The sequence below is a fragment of the Burkholderia sp. ABCPW 111 genome (genome assembly GCF_000773065.1).
GTDB classification, from domain to species: Bacteria; Pseudomonadota; Gammaproteobacteria; order Burkholderiales; family Burkholderiaceae; genus Burkholderia; species Burkholderia savannae.
Genome location: NZ_JPWT01000069.1, coordinates 1 through 16,167, shown reverse-complemented (window position 1 = coordinate 16,167; position 16,167 = coordinate 1). Strand labels below are relative to the sequence as shown.

The 16,167-nt window shown below is 69.0% G+C and carries 11 protein-coding genes and 2 pseudogenes; 8 read left to right on the top strand and 5 right to left on the bottom strand.

Annotation, left to right across the window (positions count from 1 at the left end):
• Positions 1 to 94 precede the first annotated feature (94 nt).
• The 3 genes from X946_RS15305 to X946_RS15295 are packed head-to-tail and all read right to left on the bottom strand — an operon-like array spanning position 95 to position 3,471.
• Complete coding sequence (locus X946_RS15305; RefSeq protein ID WP_038748870.1) at positions 95 to 1,453, bottom strand: nicotinate phosphoribosyltransferase; 1,359 nt, start codon at positions 1,451 to 1,453, stop codon at positions 95 to 97.
• Positions 1,450 to 2,127, bottom strand: a complete 678-nt coding sequence (locus X946_RS15300) for a dienelactone hydrolase family protein (RefSeq protein ID WP_038748949.1) — start codon at positions 2,125 to 2,127, stop codon at positions 1,450 to 1,452. Before X946_RS15300 ends, X946_RS15305 begins: the two co-directional genes overlap by 4 nt.
• A 24-nt stretch (positions 2,128 to 2,151) precedes the next feature.
• Positions 2,152 to 3,471: an erythromycin esterase family protein gene (locus X946_RS15295; protein WP_038748868.1), complete on the bottom strand. Its 1,320-nt coding sequence runs from the start codon at positions 3,469 to 3,471 to the stop codon at positions 2,152 to 2,154.
• A 317-nt stretch (positions 3,472 to 3,788) separates the two neighbouring features.
• Between X946_RS15295 and X946_RS36250 the strand changes: the two are divergent.
• Together X946_RS36250 and X946_RS15280 are read left to right on the top strand one after the other, a co-directional pair.
• A pseudogene (locus tag X946_RS36250) lies at positions 3,789 to 4,445 on the top strand (sulfonate ABC transporter permease); the annotation flags it as partial.
• Positions 4,446 to 4,925: 480 nt separating this feature from the next.
• A complete protein-coding gene (locus tag X946_RS15280) occupies positions 4,926 to 5,117 on the top strand; it encodes a hypothetical protein (RefSeq protein WP_038748946.1) in 192 nt (63 codons plus the stop codon).
• 319 nt (positions 5,118 to 5,436) lie between these two features.
• On the opposite strand, the gene mnmH is transcribed toward X946_RS15280, so the two are convergent.
• Positions 5,437 to 6,501, bottom strand: coding sequence for a tRNA 2-selenouridine(34) synthase MnmH (gene mnmH / locus X946_RS15275; RefSeq protein ID WP_038748864.1), 1,065 nt, complete (start codon positions 6,499 to 6,501; stop codon positions 5,437 to 5,439).
• 301 nt (positions 6,502 to 6,802) lie between these two features.
• On the opposite strand from mnmH, the pseudogene X946_RS15270 reads away from it, so the two are divergent.
• The 6 genes and pseudogenes from X946_RS15270 to X946_RS15240 all read left to right on the top strand — a co-directional run.
• Positions 6,803 to 7,432, top strand: a pseudogene (locus tag X946_RS15270) (mandelate racemase); the annotation flags it as partial.
• Between the two features lie 528 nt (positions 7,433 to 7,960).
• On the top strand, positions 7,961 to 9,721 hold the full coding sequence (locus tag X946_RS15260) for a cholesterol oxidase substrate-binding domain-containing protein (RefSeq protein ID WP_038748860.1): 1,761 nt from the start codon (positions 7,961 to 7,963) through the stop codon (positions 9,719 to 9,721).
• Between the two features lie 140 nt (positions 9,722 to 9,861).
• A complete protein-coding gene (pyk, locus tag X946_RS15255) occupies positions 9,862 to 11,301 on the top strand; it encodes a pyruvate kinase (RefSeq protein ID WP_038748858.1) in 1,440 nt (479 codons plus the stop codon).
• A 1-nt stretch (position 11,302) separates the two neighbouring features.
• Complete coding sequence (locus X946_RS15250; protein ID WP_038748856.1) at positions 11,303 to 12,037, top strand: TSUP family transporter; 735 nt, start codon at positions 11,303 to 11,305, stop codon at positions 12,035 to 12,037.
• An 11-nt stretch (positions 12,038 to 12,048) separates the two neighbouring features.
• Positions 12,049 to 12,966, top strand: a complete 918-nt coding sequence (locus X946_RS15245) for an AEC family transporter (RefSeq protein WP_038748943.1) — start codon at positions 12,049 to 12,051, stop codon at positions 12,964 to 12,966.
• 256 nt (positions 12,967 to 13,222) lie between these two features.
• Positions 13,223 to 14,971 carry a methyl-accepting chemotaxis protein gene (locus X946_RS15240; RefSeq protein WP_038748854.1) on the top strand — a complete coding sequence of 583 codons (1,749 nt, stop codon included), beginning with the start codon at positions 13,223 to 13,225 and terminating at the stop codon, positions 14,969 to 14,971.
• A gap of 165 nt (positions 14,972 to 15,136) precedes the next feature.
• Here X946_RS15240 and X946_RS15235 read toward each other — a convergent pair whose 3' ends face one another.
• Positions 15,137 to 15,730, bottom strand: a complete 594-nt coding sequence (locus tag X946_RS15235; RefSeq protein WP_038748852.1) for a DUF4142 domain-containing protein — start codon at positions 15,728 to 15,730, stop codon at positions 15,137 to 15,139.
• Between the last annotated feature and the right edge of the window lie 437 nt (positions 15,731 to 16,167).

The window sequence follows — 16,167 nt, the reverse complement described above, 5'->3', positions numbered from 1 at the left end:
GCACGAAGTCGTCATGCCGCGGCTCGTTCGAATGCATGCCGACGCATGCAAGGATTCGCGTCCACGCGCAATGCGCGCAGGCCCGCGCGTCGCGCTATGCGCGCGCTTCGCTCGCCGTGCGCGCGTCGATCCGCTGCGCGAGCGCGATCAACGCGTCGGTCACGGCGACCGGATACTCGGCCGCGTGCGTGAGATCGCGCAGCGCCGCGGGCAGCGCGCCGAGCTCCTTGCTCGCGTGCGCGCGAATGCCGGCAAGGCTCGGCAGCGGCGCGACGCGCTCGCCGTCGATCACGAACGGCTCGAGAAGCGCGCCGCCCGGATGCGCTTCGTCGGCGAGCGCGAGGCTGTCGCCGTCGATGACGCCGTCGTCGCGATAGCGGCGGTACACCTGCTTGCGCCCGGGCCACGTCGCCTTGCCCTCCGAGCGCTTGCGGCGCGGCACGCCCGCATATTCGGTCAGCTTGTACGCGCAGTCCGCGTACGGCGCGTCCGCCGACGTGTTCATTCGCGTGCCGACGCCGAAGCCGTCGATCGGCGCACCCTTGCCGATCAGCTCTTCGAGCTTGTATTCGTCGAGATTGCCGCTCGCGAAGATCGTCACGCGATCGAGCCCCGCCCGGTCGAGAATTGCGCGCACGCGCATCGCGTGCTGCGCGAGATCGCCGCTGTCGAGCCGCACGCCCTTCACTTCGATGCCGTCGCGCGCGAGCTTCTTCGCGACGTCGATCACCTTGTACGCAGCCGCTTCGGTGTCGTACGTGTCGATCAGCAGCATCGCGTTGCGTGGAAACGAGCGCGCGAAATGCTCGAACGCGAGCGACTCGCCGGCGTGCGCCTGCACGTACGAATGCGCCATCGTGCCGTACACCGGAATGCCGTAGCGCAAGCCGGCGAGCAAGGTCGCGGTGCCGGTGAAGCCCGCGACGTAGCTCGCGCGCGCCGACAGCAGCGCCGCCTCCGCGCCGTGCGCGCGGCGCAGGCCGAAATCGACGAGCGTCTTGCCCGGCGCCGCGAGCACCGCGCGCGCCGCCTTGCTCGCGACGATCGATTCGTAGTGCAGCAGGTTCATCACGCGGCTTTCGATCAGCTGCGCCTCGCGCATCGGCGCGGTGATCTGCAGGATCGGCTCGTCGACGAAGAACAGCGTGCCTTCGCGCATCGCGCGGACCGAGCCCGTGAAGCGCAGCGATTCGAGCGACGCGAGAAACCGGTCGCTGAAGAGCCCCGTGCTCGCCAGCCCCTCGATCTCGCCGGCGTCGAGCTTCAGGTCGGCGAGATAGTCGAGCACCTGTTCGAGGCCCGCCGCCATCAGGAAATTACGATGCGCGGGCAGCTTGCGCACGAAGAACTCGAACGTCGCCGCGTCGTTCATGCCGCAGTCGAAGTACGACTGCAGCATCGTGAATTCGTACAGGTCGGTCAGCAGCGCGCCGTCGCGAACGGGTTTCGTCATCTTCGATGCCTCTTGTGCGCATCCCGGTCTTCGGGCAGATGCGCGACGAACCAATCCGCCGCGACGCGCGCGACTTCGTCGAGCGTGCCCGGCTCCTCGAACAGATGCGTCGCGCCCGGCACGACGACGAGCTTCGACTCGCCGATGAGCCAGCCGGCCGCGAGGCGGTTGAGGCGGATCACCTCCTCGTCGCGCTCTCCGACGATGAGCAGTGTCGGCACGCGCACGCGCGGCAGCGCGTCGCCCGCGAGATCGGGACGGCCGCCGCGCGAGACGACCGCGCGCACGACACGCCCGCGCGCGTTCGCCGCGATCAGCGCCGCCGCCGCGCCCGTGCTCGCGCCGAACAGGCCGACGGGCAACTCGCCGACGTCGCGCCGCTCGCGCAGCCAGTCGAGCGCGCTCACGAGCCGGCGCGCGAGGAACGCGATCGCGAACCGGTACTCGGCCGTGACCGCGTCGCGCCGCTGCTCCTCGATCGTCAGCAGATCGAACAGGAGCGTCGCGAGACCCGCGCGCTGCAGCACCGCCGCGACCTCCTGATTGCGCGGGCTCAGCCGGCTGCTGCCGCTGCCGTGCGCGAACACGACGATTCCCGACGCATGCTCGGGCGTCGCGAGTATGCCGTTCAATTCGACCTTTCCGAGAGGTATCCGTACTTCCTGAATCTGCATCGTCATCTCCACGTCGCGCCGCCGTCACGGCGCGGACACCGGCTCTTCGCGCGGATGCCACGCATCGGGCGGCGCGAGCGGTTCGAGCGGGCTCGTTTCGTCGAGATGGAACAGCGCATCGAACTGCCCCGTGATCGACGACATGAAATAGTGGCTGTCGCGCTCCGTCCGCGGCAGATAGATCACGCCGATCGCGCGCTCGAGCAGCGCTTCGCCGAGCGGCTGCGCGACGATCTCGCGCAGCGGCAGGAAGAAACGGTCGAGCCCGGTCGTATAAAAGAGGCGTTCGTAGCTGTCGGACAGCGCGGGGCGCATCCATTTCTGTTCGACGTCGCCGTCCCATTGCGACGCGGCCGACACGTGGCCCGTGTAGGCGGTGAAGCCGATCGACAGCGCGCGCTCGCCGAGCGACTCGCGCACGAGCTGGCCGAGCGTCCATTCGCCGCGCAGGTGCATCTCGGTCGCGCGCGCGTCGCCGACGTGCGAGTTGTGCGCCCAGACGACCGCGCGCCCCGTGCCGCCGCGACGCGCGCGGTAGCGGCGCAGCGCGAAAAGCGTGTCGCGCATGTGCGAATCGCGCAGATTCCACGTGTTCGCGCGCGGCCCGAACATCGCGCGGTAATAGGTTTCGGCGTTGACGACGACCTGCGCGTTGCGCTCGGCGAAGAACTGCGCATCGAGCGCGTCGATGCCGTCCTGCGCGAGATACGCCGCCTCGTTCGCGCGCAGCCGCAGCAGTTGCGCGACCGCGTCGACGGTGGCGGCCGGCCGCGCGCCCGTGGCGACCGCGTAGCCGTACGCCCCCGGCTCGCGCACGTGATCGAGCGCCGCGTAGCGCCGCCGCGCGAATTCGGCCTCATCGGGATCGACGTCGTCGAGATAGCGGATCACCGCATCGGCCGAGCGGTACAGGCTGTACAGATCGAGCCCGTAGACGCCCGCCCGCGATTCGCGCGGCAGCGTCGCGTTGTGATCGCGCATCCAGCCGACGAATTCGCGCATCGGGCGATTGCGCCACATCCATGCGGGAAAACGCGTAAAGTCCGCGAGCGCCGCGTCGACGCCGCCGATCGCGGCGTCGCCCTGCACGTAGCGATTCACGCGCCACGCATCGGGCCAGTCGCCTTCGATCGCAATGGTGTCGAAACCGCATTCGTCGATCAGGCGCGCGGTGATCTGCGCGCGCATCCGATAGAACTCGTGCGTGCCGTGCGTCGCCTCGCCGAGCAGCACCACATCGGCGTCGTTCGCGATGTCGATCAATTCGTCGAAATCCCCCGCGTCGCCGCGCAGCGGGCGAGCGAGATCGCGCACGGCGAGAAAGGGCGTCTTCGCAGGATGCATGAATCGTCTCCGGACGACCGCAGCCCGGGCGTGCGCGCCGTTCGCGACAGGCCGTCGCGCGACGCCGCACAGAGCGGCTGATCCGATCATTCTCGACCGCGGTTTCGCCGAAACGTTGCGTTGAGTCAACGCTCGCCGCCACGGTCACGCCGTCGCTCGAGCGCGACGCGCCTCTTTCAATTTACGCGCTCTGCGCAGAAGTTGCAGTGCGAATAACCCGATCTACACGCATGCGTTCGCGTCATTTCGCAAGCGCGCGACGTTCCGGAGAACGGCGCTTCGATGCCGCTGATGCAAGTCGGGCGCGCGCGTCGTGATCCGACGTCGGCGACGGCGCGCGTAACGGCGCACCGAGGCTCGCGCGTGCTCGTGCTCATGCTCGCGCCGATCGGCGTCGCGACGGTCGTCCGGGCAGCGGCGGGCGCGCCGGTCCGGCCGCGGCCGCGCGCGACCGCGCTTGCGTAACCGAACGCGTGATTTCCCGCCGCATTCCCCGCGAACCGGCTGTTCGCGCTCGCGGCATTCGCGATCGTGCGCGTCGGGCTCGCGCCCGCTTTTCGGCTCGGCCCGCCGATAATTCTCGGCACGCGGCGGTGCATCCTGTCCAACGCGATTCGCCGGCCCGACCGCGTTTCCCGACGATCCGAAACAGGCGGCGGCGAGCTTGCGCGTGCGCCCGCCCGCTTGGCGGCGCGCGGTCGCGCCGCCCGGCGTCCTGCCGTACCGCGTGACGGGCGCGATCACCGCATCGGGCCGCGCATGCAATGCGAGCATCGGGCGAAGGCTCGTCGGCCAAGGATCGACGACGTGCGGCGCCACCGGACCCAGCGCATCCGTCGCGCGCGCGACCGCTTGCCGGCGACTATCCGCGAATCGCGCGCGACGCCGCCGCGATGTCGCGCCTCGCGATCGCGACGAATCGTCTGACATCACGGCCGCTCAACGCGATGGCGAAACGCCGCAGCCGCCTCGACCAGGCGACGCCATCTCCACGCCGACGCACACCGCCCTCGCCCCGCGCCCTGCGGCCCGCCGCCGCGAGCGGCGCGCACGAAACGCACTAAGCGCACGACATCCACCCGTCATCGCGCCGCGCGATGTCAGGTCCGCTCCGATTGAGTTCGATCAAAAGCCGAGGCGGCGTTGCTCGTACAGTGATCGCAGTACCTCGTCATGCGCGTGGCGCCGAACGAGTCGCAGCGCCTGTGCGTCGCGCGCGGATCGCCCGATGCCGAGGCGAGCGCGGCGGTTGCGCGCAAGTGCGCGCCGATCCATCGATGCGTTCGCCGTGCCGTGCAACGCATGCGCGACGCGATTCTTGCCGCACGCACCGCAGCGGTGCACCAGCCTTCCGCATCGCCATGCGCTCGGCGGATGCGCTCGCATGCGGCTCGATTCGTATCGATTGCATCGACGCGCACGTCGCCGCCGCGCGACTCTTTCGGAGATCGATCATGGTTGCAGGTGTGGTGCTGTGGGTCGCCCTCGCGGCGATCTTTCCGACCGTCGTCGTGCCCGCCGCGCAGCATGCGGTCGAGCACGCCGTCAAGCATCGGGACACGCATGCGGCGTCAGGCGCGCCGATCGCGAGCGGCGTGCGAGAGCAGCCCGCGTCGCCGGACGGCGGCGATGCGATCGGGCATTAAGCGGCACCGGCCGCGCTCGAAAAGAATCGGCCGTGCAAGCGCCGGGCGATCGGGCGCATGCGTGCCGATGCGTCGTTCGAACGCGCGCTCGAATCGCCGTTTGAATCGCCGTTTGAATCTCGTCGTTCAGGATCGCTGATCGCTCGATCGGCGCATATGCGCCGGCATGTGCGCCGTCATCCGTCCAAACGGATGCTCGCGAATTCACGCCATGCGATGCGCGGCGGCTGCAGCCCGCTCGTTCGGCGCGCGCAGCGCAGCGTCCTGCAAACGGCACTCGCGCGCGATCCGCGCCACGTTCCGCTCAATCCCGCCTGCGTCAGACGCTCGCGCTCATCGCGTCGAGATGCGCGAGCAACGCCCTCGCCTGCTCCACGACGTCGGCCGCAGTCGGCCTGAACGGGAAATGCTCGGCCCGCGGCAGGCGAACGAAATGTTCGCGGCTGCTGCGCGCATACGCGGGATCGTAGTGAACGTCGACGAGCTCTTCGGACAGCTCGCCAAGACGCCCCTCGTCGAGCATCTCGTGCCACTTGCGGATGCGCGCGTGACCGTGCAGCGGCACGAGCTTCTCGAGCTGCACCTTGAAGAACGCGCTCCGGTCGAACAGATGCCCGTAATCCTGCAGCAGCAACTCGACGCGCTCTTCGCGCTGGGTCTCGACGTTCACGCAATCCGCCTCGTGCATGCTGGCGAGCAGCGCGAGCGGCAACGTGATCGAGCCGATGCGCCGGCTCTCCGCCTCGATGAACACCGGCCGCTCGCGAGCGAAGCCGCGCAACGCGCGGACGAGCGCCGTGTCGAACGCCTTTTGCGACGGCTGCTCGCCGCTCGGCAGCGCGCCCAGCAGCGAGCCGCGGTGCGCGGCGAGCGCTTCGAGATCGAGCGTTTGCGCGCCCGCCTGCGCGAGCGCGTGCAGCAGCCGGGTTTTGCCGCTTCCGGTGTGCCCCGTCAGGACGACGTAACGAAACTCGGCGGGCAATCGGCCGAGCGCGTCGACGACCGAGCGGCGGTACGCCTTGTAGCCGCCGTCGAGCTGCCGCGCGCGCCAGCCGATCATGTTGAGCATGACGGCCATCGATCCGGAGCGCTTGCCGCCGCGCCAGCAATAGACGAGCGGCCGCCAGTTGCGCGGGCGGTCGGCGAACGTCGTGTCGAGATGCGCGGCGATGTTGCGCGCGACCATCGCCGCGCCGACGCGCGTCGCCTCGAACGGCGACACCTGCTTGTACATCGTGCCGACGATCACCCGCTCTTCGTTGCTGAGGACGGGTGCGTTCAGCGCGCCCGGAATATGGTCCTCCGCATACTCGAGCGGCGTGCGGACGTCGACGATCTCGTCGAAATCGTCGATCTGGTCGATGGAAACGGGCTGGAGATTCAACGTATCGGGCGCGGCGGGGCCGCATCATCGTTGGCGATGGAGCGGCGATTATCTCACGCGCGGCAGCCGCCTCACGCGGCGGCAGGCGTGTCGCCCGCCGGCGCCGGCGGGCCCAGGCGCGCGACGAGCACGAAGAACGTCGGGCCGTCGCTCTGATGGGCTTGCACTAAAAGTCAATAAACAAGTGACTCGCGGTTCATTCCAATCCCGGCTCGCGCGACCAACCTAGTGCGTCGGGCCCGCGTGCGCCCCGACGCCTTCGCCAACGATGCATCGGCCGCCGATGCGCCCGGGAGACGCGATGAGAATCGTAGACATCCGCGAGCAAGCCGTATCGATCGGTTCTCCGAGCCGCAACGCGTATATCGACTTCAGCAAGATGACGCCGAGCGTCGCCGCCGTGATCACCGACGTCGTCCGCGACGGCGAGCCCGTCGCCGGCCACGGCTTCAACTCGAACAGCCGCTACGGCCAGCGCATGCTGCTGCGCGAGCGCTTCATTGCCCGCCTGCTCGACGCCGCCCCCGCGAGCCTCGTCGACGACGCGCGCGACAATCTTGATCCGCACCGGATCTAGGCGGCGCTCTTCGCGAACGAGAAGCCGGGCGGCCACGGCGAGCGCGCCGTCGCGATCGGCACGCTCGCCGTGGCCGAGTGGGACGCGGTCGCGAAGATCGAGGACAAGCCGCTCTTTCGCCTGCTCGCCGAACGCCACGGCGACGGCACGCCGAACCGCAAGGTGTTCGTCTGTGCGGCGGGCGGCTACTACTACCCCGGCCGGGATCTCGGCAAGCTGAAGCACGAGATGCGCAGCGACCTCGACCGCGGCTATACGGTCGTCAAGAAGAAGATCGGCGGCGCGGCGCTCGACGACGACCTGCGCCGGATCGACGCGGCGCTCTCCTTGCTCGGCGACGGCCAGAAGCTCGCCGCGTCGCGCGTGACGTGAGCGAAGCATTCGAGGCGCTTGACGTACTCGAACCATTCGAAACGTTCGAACCATTCGAAGCGCGGCACGGCGAACGCCAGCGTCGCGGGCAAACAACCGTGCGGATTCCGAAGTTCCGCGGCGCGCCGTGGAAACCGCTTTCGACGCACCGCGTGCAGGCATCGATCGGCATCGCCGCCGGCGTGCTCGTCGGGCGCTTCGCGTCCGCGCCTGCGAGCGATTGAAAACGCACGGCGATCCGCTCGCTCGTGCGGTCGCGACGGCGCGTCGCACCGCCCCGCCATCTCGCCATCCGCCTTTTTTTCCGTCCGCGCTATCGCCGCGCCGATCCGCTTGACGCGCCTGCCTCGGCGCCTATCATCCAATGGCTTCCGAGCGAGCAACAACGATCTTTTCAAAAACAATAACGCGTATCGAACAAAAAGCACGTAGTCGAAGAGGGAAACGCATTACGGCTCACTCCAACGTTTCGCTCCTTTATTACGCAATAAATAATATTTCGAGAAGACCATGAAAAAGATCCATGGAGACCCGACGCCGCGTCTTCGTCGCCGCGCGTTTCTCAGCGATCTCGCGCGTCTCGCCGGCGCGGGCGTCGTCGCCGGATGGACGCCGATCCGGCCGATTCCCGCGCACGCGCAGCCCGCCGGCTCGACGCCGCCGAATTTCCCCGCCGACATCGCGCTCTACAAGCAGGCGTTTCGCAACTGGAGCGGCGAAATCGCCGTCGCGAACCTGTGGACGGCGGCGCCCGCGACGCCCGCCGACGTCGTCGCGATCGTCAACTGGGCGGCGCAGCACGGCTATCGCGCGCGAGCGCTCGGCCACATGCACAACTGGTCGCCGCTCGCGGTCGCGGCGAACGATGCGAACGCCCGCGTGTTGCTCGTCGACACGACCAAGCATCTGACGGCGGTGTCGGTCGACGCGTCGACGACGCCCGCGCGCGTCACCGCGCAGGCGGGCGTGTCGATGGACGCGCTGCTCGCGACGCTCGAGCAGTACGGGCTCGGCATGACGGCGTTTCCCGCGCCCGGCGACATCACGCTCGGCGGTGCGCTCGCGATCGGCGCGCACGGCACCGCGCTGCCGGCCGCGGGCGAAACGCGGCTGCCGGGGCACACGTACGGCTCGCTCAGCAACGCGGTGCTGTCGCTGACCGCGGTGGTTCACGACGCGTCGTCGGGCCGTTACGCACTGCGCACGTTCGAGCGGACCGATCCGGACATCGGCCCGTTCCTCGCGCACGTCGGCCGCGCGTTCATCGTCGAAGCGACGCTGCAGGCGGGCGCGAATCAGCGGCTGCAATGCGAGAGCTTCGTCGATATCCCCGCATCCGAGCTGTTCGCCCGCGCGGGCGCGCGAGGCCGAACCGTCGAATCGTTCCTGCGGCGCTCGGGCCGCATCGAAGCGATCTGGTATCCGTTCACCGGCGCTCCGTGGCTGAAAGTCTGGAGCGTCCGGCCGAACCGACCGGCCGGCGCGCGCGCCGTCGATCAGCCGTACAACTATCCGTTCTCCGATTCGCTACCGAGGGAATTGTCCGATCTGGTGAGCCGCATCGTGTTGAACGGCGAATTCCAGCTGACGCCGCTGTTCGGCAAGACGCTATACGCGATCACGTGTCTCGGCCTGACTAACCCGTTCGCGCCGGCGACGAATCTCTGGGGGTGGTCGCGCACGGTGCTGAACTACGTGCGGCCGACGACGCTGCGCGTGACCGCGAACGGCTATGCGGTGCTGACGAGCCGCGCGAACGTGCAGCGCGCGATCAACGAGTTCGTCGGCGCGTATCGGCAGCGGATCGCCGACTATCGCGCGGCCGGCAGCTATCCGATGAACGGCCCCGTCGAGATTCGCGTGACGGGCGTCGATTCGCCGGACGAAGTCGCTCCGGGCGCGACGGCGCCGTCGCTGTCCGCGCTCCGGCCACGGCCCGACCATCCCGACTGGGACGTCGCAATCTGGTTCGACATCCTGACGTTGCCGGGCACGCCCGACGCGAACCGCTTCTATCGCGACATCGAGCAGTGGATGCTGTCGAACTACAGCGGCGGCTACGCGACCGTGCGGCCGGAGTGGTCCAAGGGCTGGGGCTACACGAGCTCCGCCGCCTGGAGCGACGACACGATGATCGGCGCGACGATTCCGGATCTATTCCGGCAGGGGCTGCCTTCCGACGACAACTGGGACGCGGCGCTGCGCACGCTCGACCGCTACGATCCGCGCCGCGTGTTCTCGTCGCCGCTCCTCGACCGGCTGCTGCGCTGACGCGGCAAGCGGCCCGCAGCCCGCCGCACCGCGCCGCGGCCCGCTTATGACCAAACAAAATAAAAAGCGGAATTTTTATTATTTTCGGTGCCGATAGCGGTCTGTCATATTTCCGTCATACAAGAACAACGCGAGGAAATATGACAACCACCACCGTCATCGCCACCATCGGGCCGGCCTCGGCCGCGCCGGACGCGCTGCGGGCGCTGCATCGCGCCGGCATGAGCGTCGCGCGGCTGAACGGCTCGCACGGCGATCTCGACTGGCATCGCGCGACGATCGCGGCGTTGCGCGACACGCTGCCCGATCTGCCGATCCTGCTCGACATCCCCGGCCGCAAGATCCGCACGACGCAGTTGCGGGTCGAGCCGTCGTTCGCCGCGGGCGACGTCGTCACGCTGACGACCGATCCGTCGCACGACGGCTCGCAGAAAGTGCCCGTCAACTACGCGCGCTTTCACGAGAAACTGCGCGCCGGCGTGCGCGTCTACGCGGACGACGGCACGCTGTCGTTCGTCGTCGACGCGGTGCGCGGCCGCGACGTGCTCGTGATCGCCGAAACCGCCGGCACGCTGAAGAGCCGCAAGGGGATCAACGTGCCGGAGATCGATCTCGGCCACGATCTCGTCACGCCGCGCGATCGCGAGATGATCGCGTTCGCGAAGGAGACGGGCGTCGATTTCGTCGGCATCAGCTTCGTCGAATCGGCCGCGCACGTCGGCGCGATCCGCGCGCTCGTCGACGGCGCGACGCCGCAGATCGTCGCGAAGGTCGAAAACCGCGGCGGCCTCGACCATCTCGACGAGATCGCCGCCGCCGCCGACGCGCTGATGATCGATCGCGGCGACCTGTCGGTCGAGACAGGTCTCGACTACGTATCGCTCCATCAACGGACGATCGTCGCGAGCGCGCGCCGTCATGCGAAGCCCGTGATCGTCGCGACCGAGCTGCTGCACAGCATGATCGACAGCCCGCTGCCGACGAAGGCCGAAATCGGCGACATCACGCACTCGGTGATCGACGGCGCGTCGGCCGTGATGCTGTCCGGCGAAACGGCGGTCGGCAAGTTTCCGGTCGAGGCGGTGGCGCGGCTGCACGGCATCGCCGCGCTCGCCGACGCGCATCGCGCGGCGCTCGCGGCGTCGGCGCGCACCGCCTCCGACGCGGACTACGACGACCTGCGCGCGGCGACGCAAGCGCTCGCGCGCACGCTGCCGGTGACGAAAATCGTCGTGCTGTCGCGCACCGGGCATGCGGCGCGGCTCGTGTCGATGGCGCAGATCCGCCAGCCGATCGTCGCGGTCGGCAGCGACCGCGCGCGCGTGCGCGCGTGGAATCTGCTGCCCGGCACGACGGGCGTGCATCTGCCGAGGCTCGACGTGGGGGCCGCCGACGCCGTGCCCGCCGCGCTCGAAGCGCTCTGGCGCGACGGGCGCATCGACGAACGCGACGTCGTGCTGACGGTGCTCGCCGCGAGCGACGAAAACGACGCGTCGCTGAACGCGTTGCAGACGGTGCGCGTCGGCGCGCTCGCGAAAGCGTTGCGCTGGCCGGCGAACCGCGCGCTCGAGGCGGCCTGACATGCACGATCTCACGCTGCTCGCCGCGCTCGTCACCGCGCTCGCGCTGATTCAATCGATCTTCGGGATGGGCATCCTCGTGTTTGGCACGCCGACGCTGCTGCTGTTCGGCGTGGAGTTCGCGGCGGTGCTCGGCCTGCTGCTGCCCGCGTCGATGACGCTGTCCGCGATCCAGGTGTGGTCGAGCCGCGGCCTGCCGCTGCCCGCTCGCGAGCGCGGCAACATGGCGGTCTGCGCGGCCGTCGTCGTCGTGTCGCTCGCGACGCTCGTGCTGACGAAGCTCAACGCGCGCGTCGATCTGTTCGTCGGCGGCGCGATGCTGGCCGCCGCCGTGGTGCGCGTCGCGCCGGTGCTGCGCGACCGCCTGCGCGCGCGCATCGCGCGGCATGACCGACGCTACGTCGTCCTGATGGGCGTCGTGCATGGGCTAACCAACATGGGCGGCGCGCTGCTCGCCGTCTATGCGGCGAGCGGGCAGCGCGACAAGGACGAGATCCGCGCGATCGTCGCCCGCTACTACCTGCTGTTCGGCACGATCCAGCTCGGCACGCTCGCGCTGCTGCGGCCCGCCGCGCTGAGCTGGTCGGGCGCGGCCGTCGCGCCGATCGCGGCGCTCGTCTACGTCGCGCTCGGCAACGCGATGTTCCGGCGCGCGGGCGCATCGCTGTACGAGCACGCAATGACGGGCTTCATCGGCGCGTACGGCGCCGCCGTGCTCGCGAAGACCGCGCTATGACGGAGCATTCGATGGCCAACGTCATGGCGGCGCTCGTGCCGATCTTCGCGCTGATCCTGATGGGCTTCGTGATACGCCGGCGGAGGCTGCTCGCCGATGCGTTCTGGCTGCCGTGCGAGACGCTCAACTACTACTATCTGTTTCCGGCGCTGATGTTCAGCCAGGTCGCGAAGGCGAACCTCGCGCAATTCGCGATTCGCCCGATCGCGACGGCGATCCTCGGCGCGGTCGGCTGCGGCGCGCTCGTGCTGTACGCGTGGCGCGCGTGGAGCCGGCAGCCGGGCGCGGTGTTTTCGTCGGTGATCCAGGGTGCGTTGCGGCCGAACACGTACGTCGGCGTCGCGGCCGCCGCCGCGATGTACGGCAGCGTCGGCCTCACGCTGACGTCGATCAGCATCGCGATCGCGATCCCGCTGTTGAACGTCGCGTCGATCGTGATCCTGATGCACTACGGCAGCGGCGGCACGCCCTCCTTCAAGCAGGTCGGCAATGCGCTCGTCAAGAATCCCGTGATCGTCGCGGTGCTGCTCGGCGCGCTTTTCAACCTGAGCGGCCTCGCGCTGCCCGGCACGCTCGCGAGCCTGTTGTCGATCCTCGGCTCGGCCTCGCTGCCGCTCGGCCTGCTCGCGGTCGGCGCGGGGCTCGACATGAAAGCCGCGAAAGCGGCGAGCGGCCCCGTGCTGCAATCGTCGTTCATCAAGCTGCTGCTCGTGCCGCTCGTCACGCTCTGGATCGGCGTGAGCCTCGGCATCAAGGGGCCGGCGCTCACGATCATCGTGCTGTTCAACTCGCTGCCGTGCACGCCTTCGGCGTACATCATGGCGAAGCTGCTCGGCGGCGATCACCGGCTCGCGGCCGGCATCATCACGGTGCAGACCGCGCTCGCGGCGTTCACGATGCCGCTCGTGCTGCTGCTGTCGCGCGGCTGACGGGGCGCGCCCGTCGAGCGTCGGCCGCGCCGCCTCGCTCGCCCGAAAATCTGGATTCCGATCGTTTTCCCCGTCGCCGCGGCGAACCGGCAAACGATTGCACGATTGCGCGCACGTTGACCGGCGTCAAGCGCGCGTCATGGATTCTACTCACTCAGCTCTCGCGAAATCATCCGTAAACCCGATCATGTCGCCGGACTGCGCACTCCGCCGCAATCGCGACATTCGACGTTACGGACCTTGCAGAGAGCCTTCCATGCGCGCCAATCTTCCTGTCACCCAGCGGGAATTCGAGTTCCCCGACGACGCCACGCTGATGTCGACGACCGATCCCCAGAGCTACGTCACGTATGCGAACGCGGCGTTCATTCAGGTGAGCGGATTCGAGCGCGACGAGATCATCGGCGAGCCGCACAATCTCGTTCGGCATCCCGACATGCCGGCCGAGGCGTTCGCCGACATGTGGGCGACGTTGAAGGCCGGCTGCTCGTGGACCGCGCTCGTCAAGAACCGCCGCAAGAACGGCGACCACTACTGGGTGCGCGCGAACGCGACGCCCGTGATCCGCAACGGGCAACTCGTCGGCTACATGTCGGTGCGCACGAAACCGTCGCGCGACGAGATCGCCGGGGCCGAAGCGCTCTATCGCGACTTTCGCGAGCACGGCGCGCGCGGCAGGAAGTTTCATCAGGGTCTGATCGTGCGCACCGGGCTGCTCGGATGGACGTCGCTGCTGCAGACGCTCAGCGCGCGCTGGCGCATCCGAACCGCGCTGCTCACGCTCCTCGCCGGCTCCGCGTGGATGGCGTTCCTCTTCGGGCTGCGCGGCGCGATGCTCGACGGCTTCGCCGCCGCCGAGACAATGCTGCTGCTGCTCGCGGAATTCTGGCTCGCCGCGCAGATCACCGCGCCGCTGCAGCGCGTGCTGAAGCAATCGCTCGCGGTCGCCGCGGGCCAGGCCGGCGACAATGTTCACCTGAACCGTATCGACGAGATCGGCATGATCATGCGGGCGGTCAATCAGGCGGGCCTCAACCTGCGCTCGCTCGTCGACGACGTGAGCGAGCAGTTGTCCGGCCTGCAAGACGCGAGCGGCAAGATCACCGCGGGCAACGACGATCTGAGCGCGCGCAGCGAGCAGGCGGCCGCGAGCCTCGAGGAAACCGCCGCGTCGATGGAGCAGATGACCGCGACGGTGCGCAACAACGCGGACACCGCCATGCAGGCGAGCGAGCTTGCCGGCTCGACGCGCGATGCCGCCGCGAAAGGCGACGCGGTGGTCGGCAAGGCGGTCGACACGATGGGCGAGATCAGCGCGTCGAGCCGCAAGATCCGCGAGATCATCGGCGTGATCGACGGCATCGCGTTCCAGACCAACATCCTCGCATTGAACGCGGCCGTCGAGGCGGCGCGGGCGGGCGAGCAGGGCCGCGGCTTCGCGGTCGTCGCGGCCGAAGTGAGAACGCTCGCGCAGCGCAGCGCGAACGCGGCGAAGGAGATCGCGGCGCTGATCCACGACAGCGTCGAGAAAACCGCGGCGGGCGGCGCGCTCGTCAATCAGGCGGGCGAAGCGATGAACGATATCCGATCGCAGGTCGCGCGGGTCGCCGGCCTCATCGGCGAGATCAGCTCGGCCACGCGCGAGCAGTCGGACGGGATCGGCCAGGTCAACGTCGCCGTCGCGCAGCTCGATCAGATGACGCAACAGAACGCCGCGCTGGTGCAGGAATCGGCGGCGACCGCCGACGACCTGAAGCACCGCACGCAGCGGCTCGTCGATGCAGTGGCCGTGTTCCGGTCGAACGCGCCCGCGCCTGCGCGGCGCTACGACACGCGCGCGCCGCAAGCCGGCACCGCGGCCGCGACGCCGCTCCAGCGCATGCCCGCCGCGCGCAAGCGCTCCGCGACGCGCATCGCGTCCGCCCCGCCGCACGCGCCCGCGAGCGCCGCGCCCGTTCCCGCCCTCGCGGCGGCGAGCCCGAATGCCGATTGGCAAACGTTCTGAGCAGCGCGTGCCGGCCGTCGCGGCGTCGATACGAAAACAGGCGGCACCCGCGCGCCGCCTGTTCGTTTGCCGTTCGATGCGCCTCCTTCACAACGCGCGTCGAACGGTCTCGTCACCCGCGCATGCGTTACCGCGCGCGCGGCGACGGCCCGCGAACGACTGCCGTCACTGCGACGCGTCGCCCGGCAGGTGCTTGCGGCTCGCGAGTTCCCGAGCCTGCTGATAGTGCGCCTGAATCACCGGCAGGCCCTTGCGCGCAGCGTTCTTCAGCTGCTCGTTGCGGCCCGATGCGAGCTCGGCCTGGAACACCGACAGCGTCTTGCGGTTGCCTTCGAGCGCGACCTGCTCGATGTACGCCTTGTCGAACGCGTCGCCGCGCAGATTCTTGATGCCGTCGAGCACGGCGGGATCGGGATCGTTGTGCGGCACGTCGACGCCGCGCGGGCTCGCGGCGCGCAGCGTCTGCGACAGCTTCTCGTTGTCGCTCGCGACCCGTTCCGCGAACGCCTTCACGGCGCGATCACTCGAGCGCGAATTCGCGATGCGCGCGGCGTCTCGCTGCGTCGACACCGCCTTCGTCGCGTCGGTGACGAAAGCCTGATCGGCCTCGTGCAGCCGCGTACCGGTTTCAGCGGCCGCCTCGGGGCGCGGTTGCGTCGGCGTAGGCGTGGGAGCGGTTTGTGCGGACGCGGCGGTCGCGAAGACGAACAGACCTGCGGCGCACGCACCGGCAAGCGAAAAAGTAGAGCGGCGAGTCATACGTTCTCCTTAGGGTGAAATTCATCAACGGATCGATGAACGGGGCTGCGGTGCTGCGGGCCGGGAGCGGCAACGCGTTCGACGCCGTCGCCGCGAGCGCACCGGCCATGGACTCGGATGCGTCGCAACCCGTCCAATGCATTCTAGGAGGCGCGTCGCGACCGAGGTGAAACGATGGTGTCGCTTGTGTAACGGGAGGTAAGACAATTGGCCGCGCGAGCACGCGCGGCGCGCGCGGGCGTCGCGTACGTACGCTTCGCATTCGTCATCGGCGCGACGCGCACCGCACCGCACCGCACCGCATCGCATCGCATCGCATCGCATCGCATCGGTCAAAATTTGGTTCATCGCGGAATTCCGGGGAACGCGGCGCGGATCTTGAGGAAGAAGTACTCCTCGTCACGGTACCCGTAGGCCCTGCGCTTGATGACCTTGAT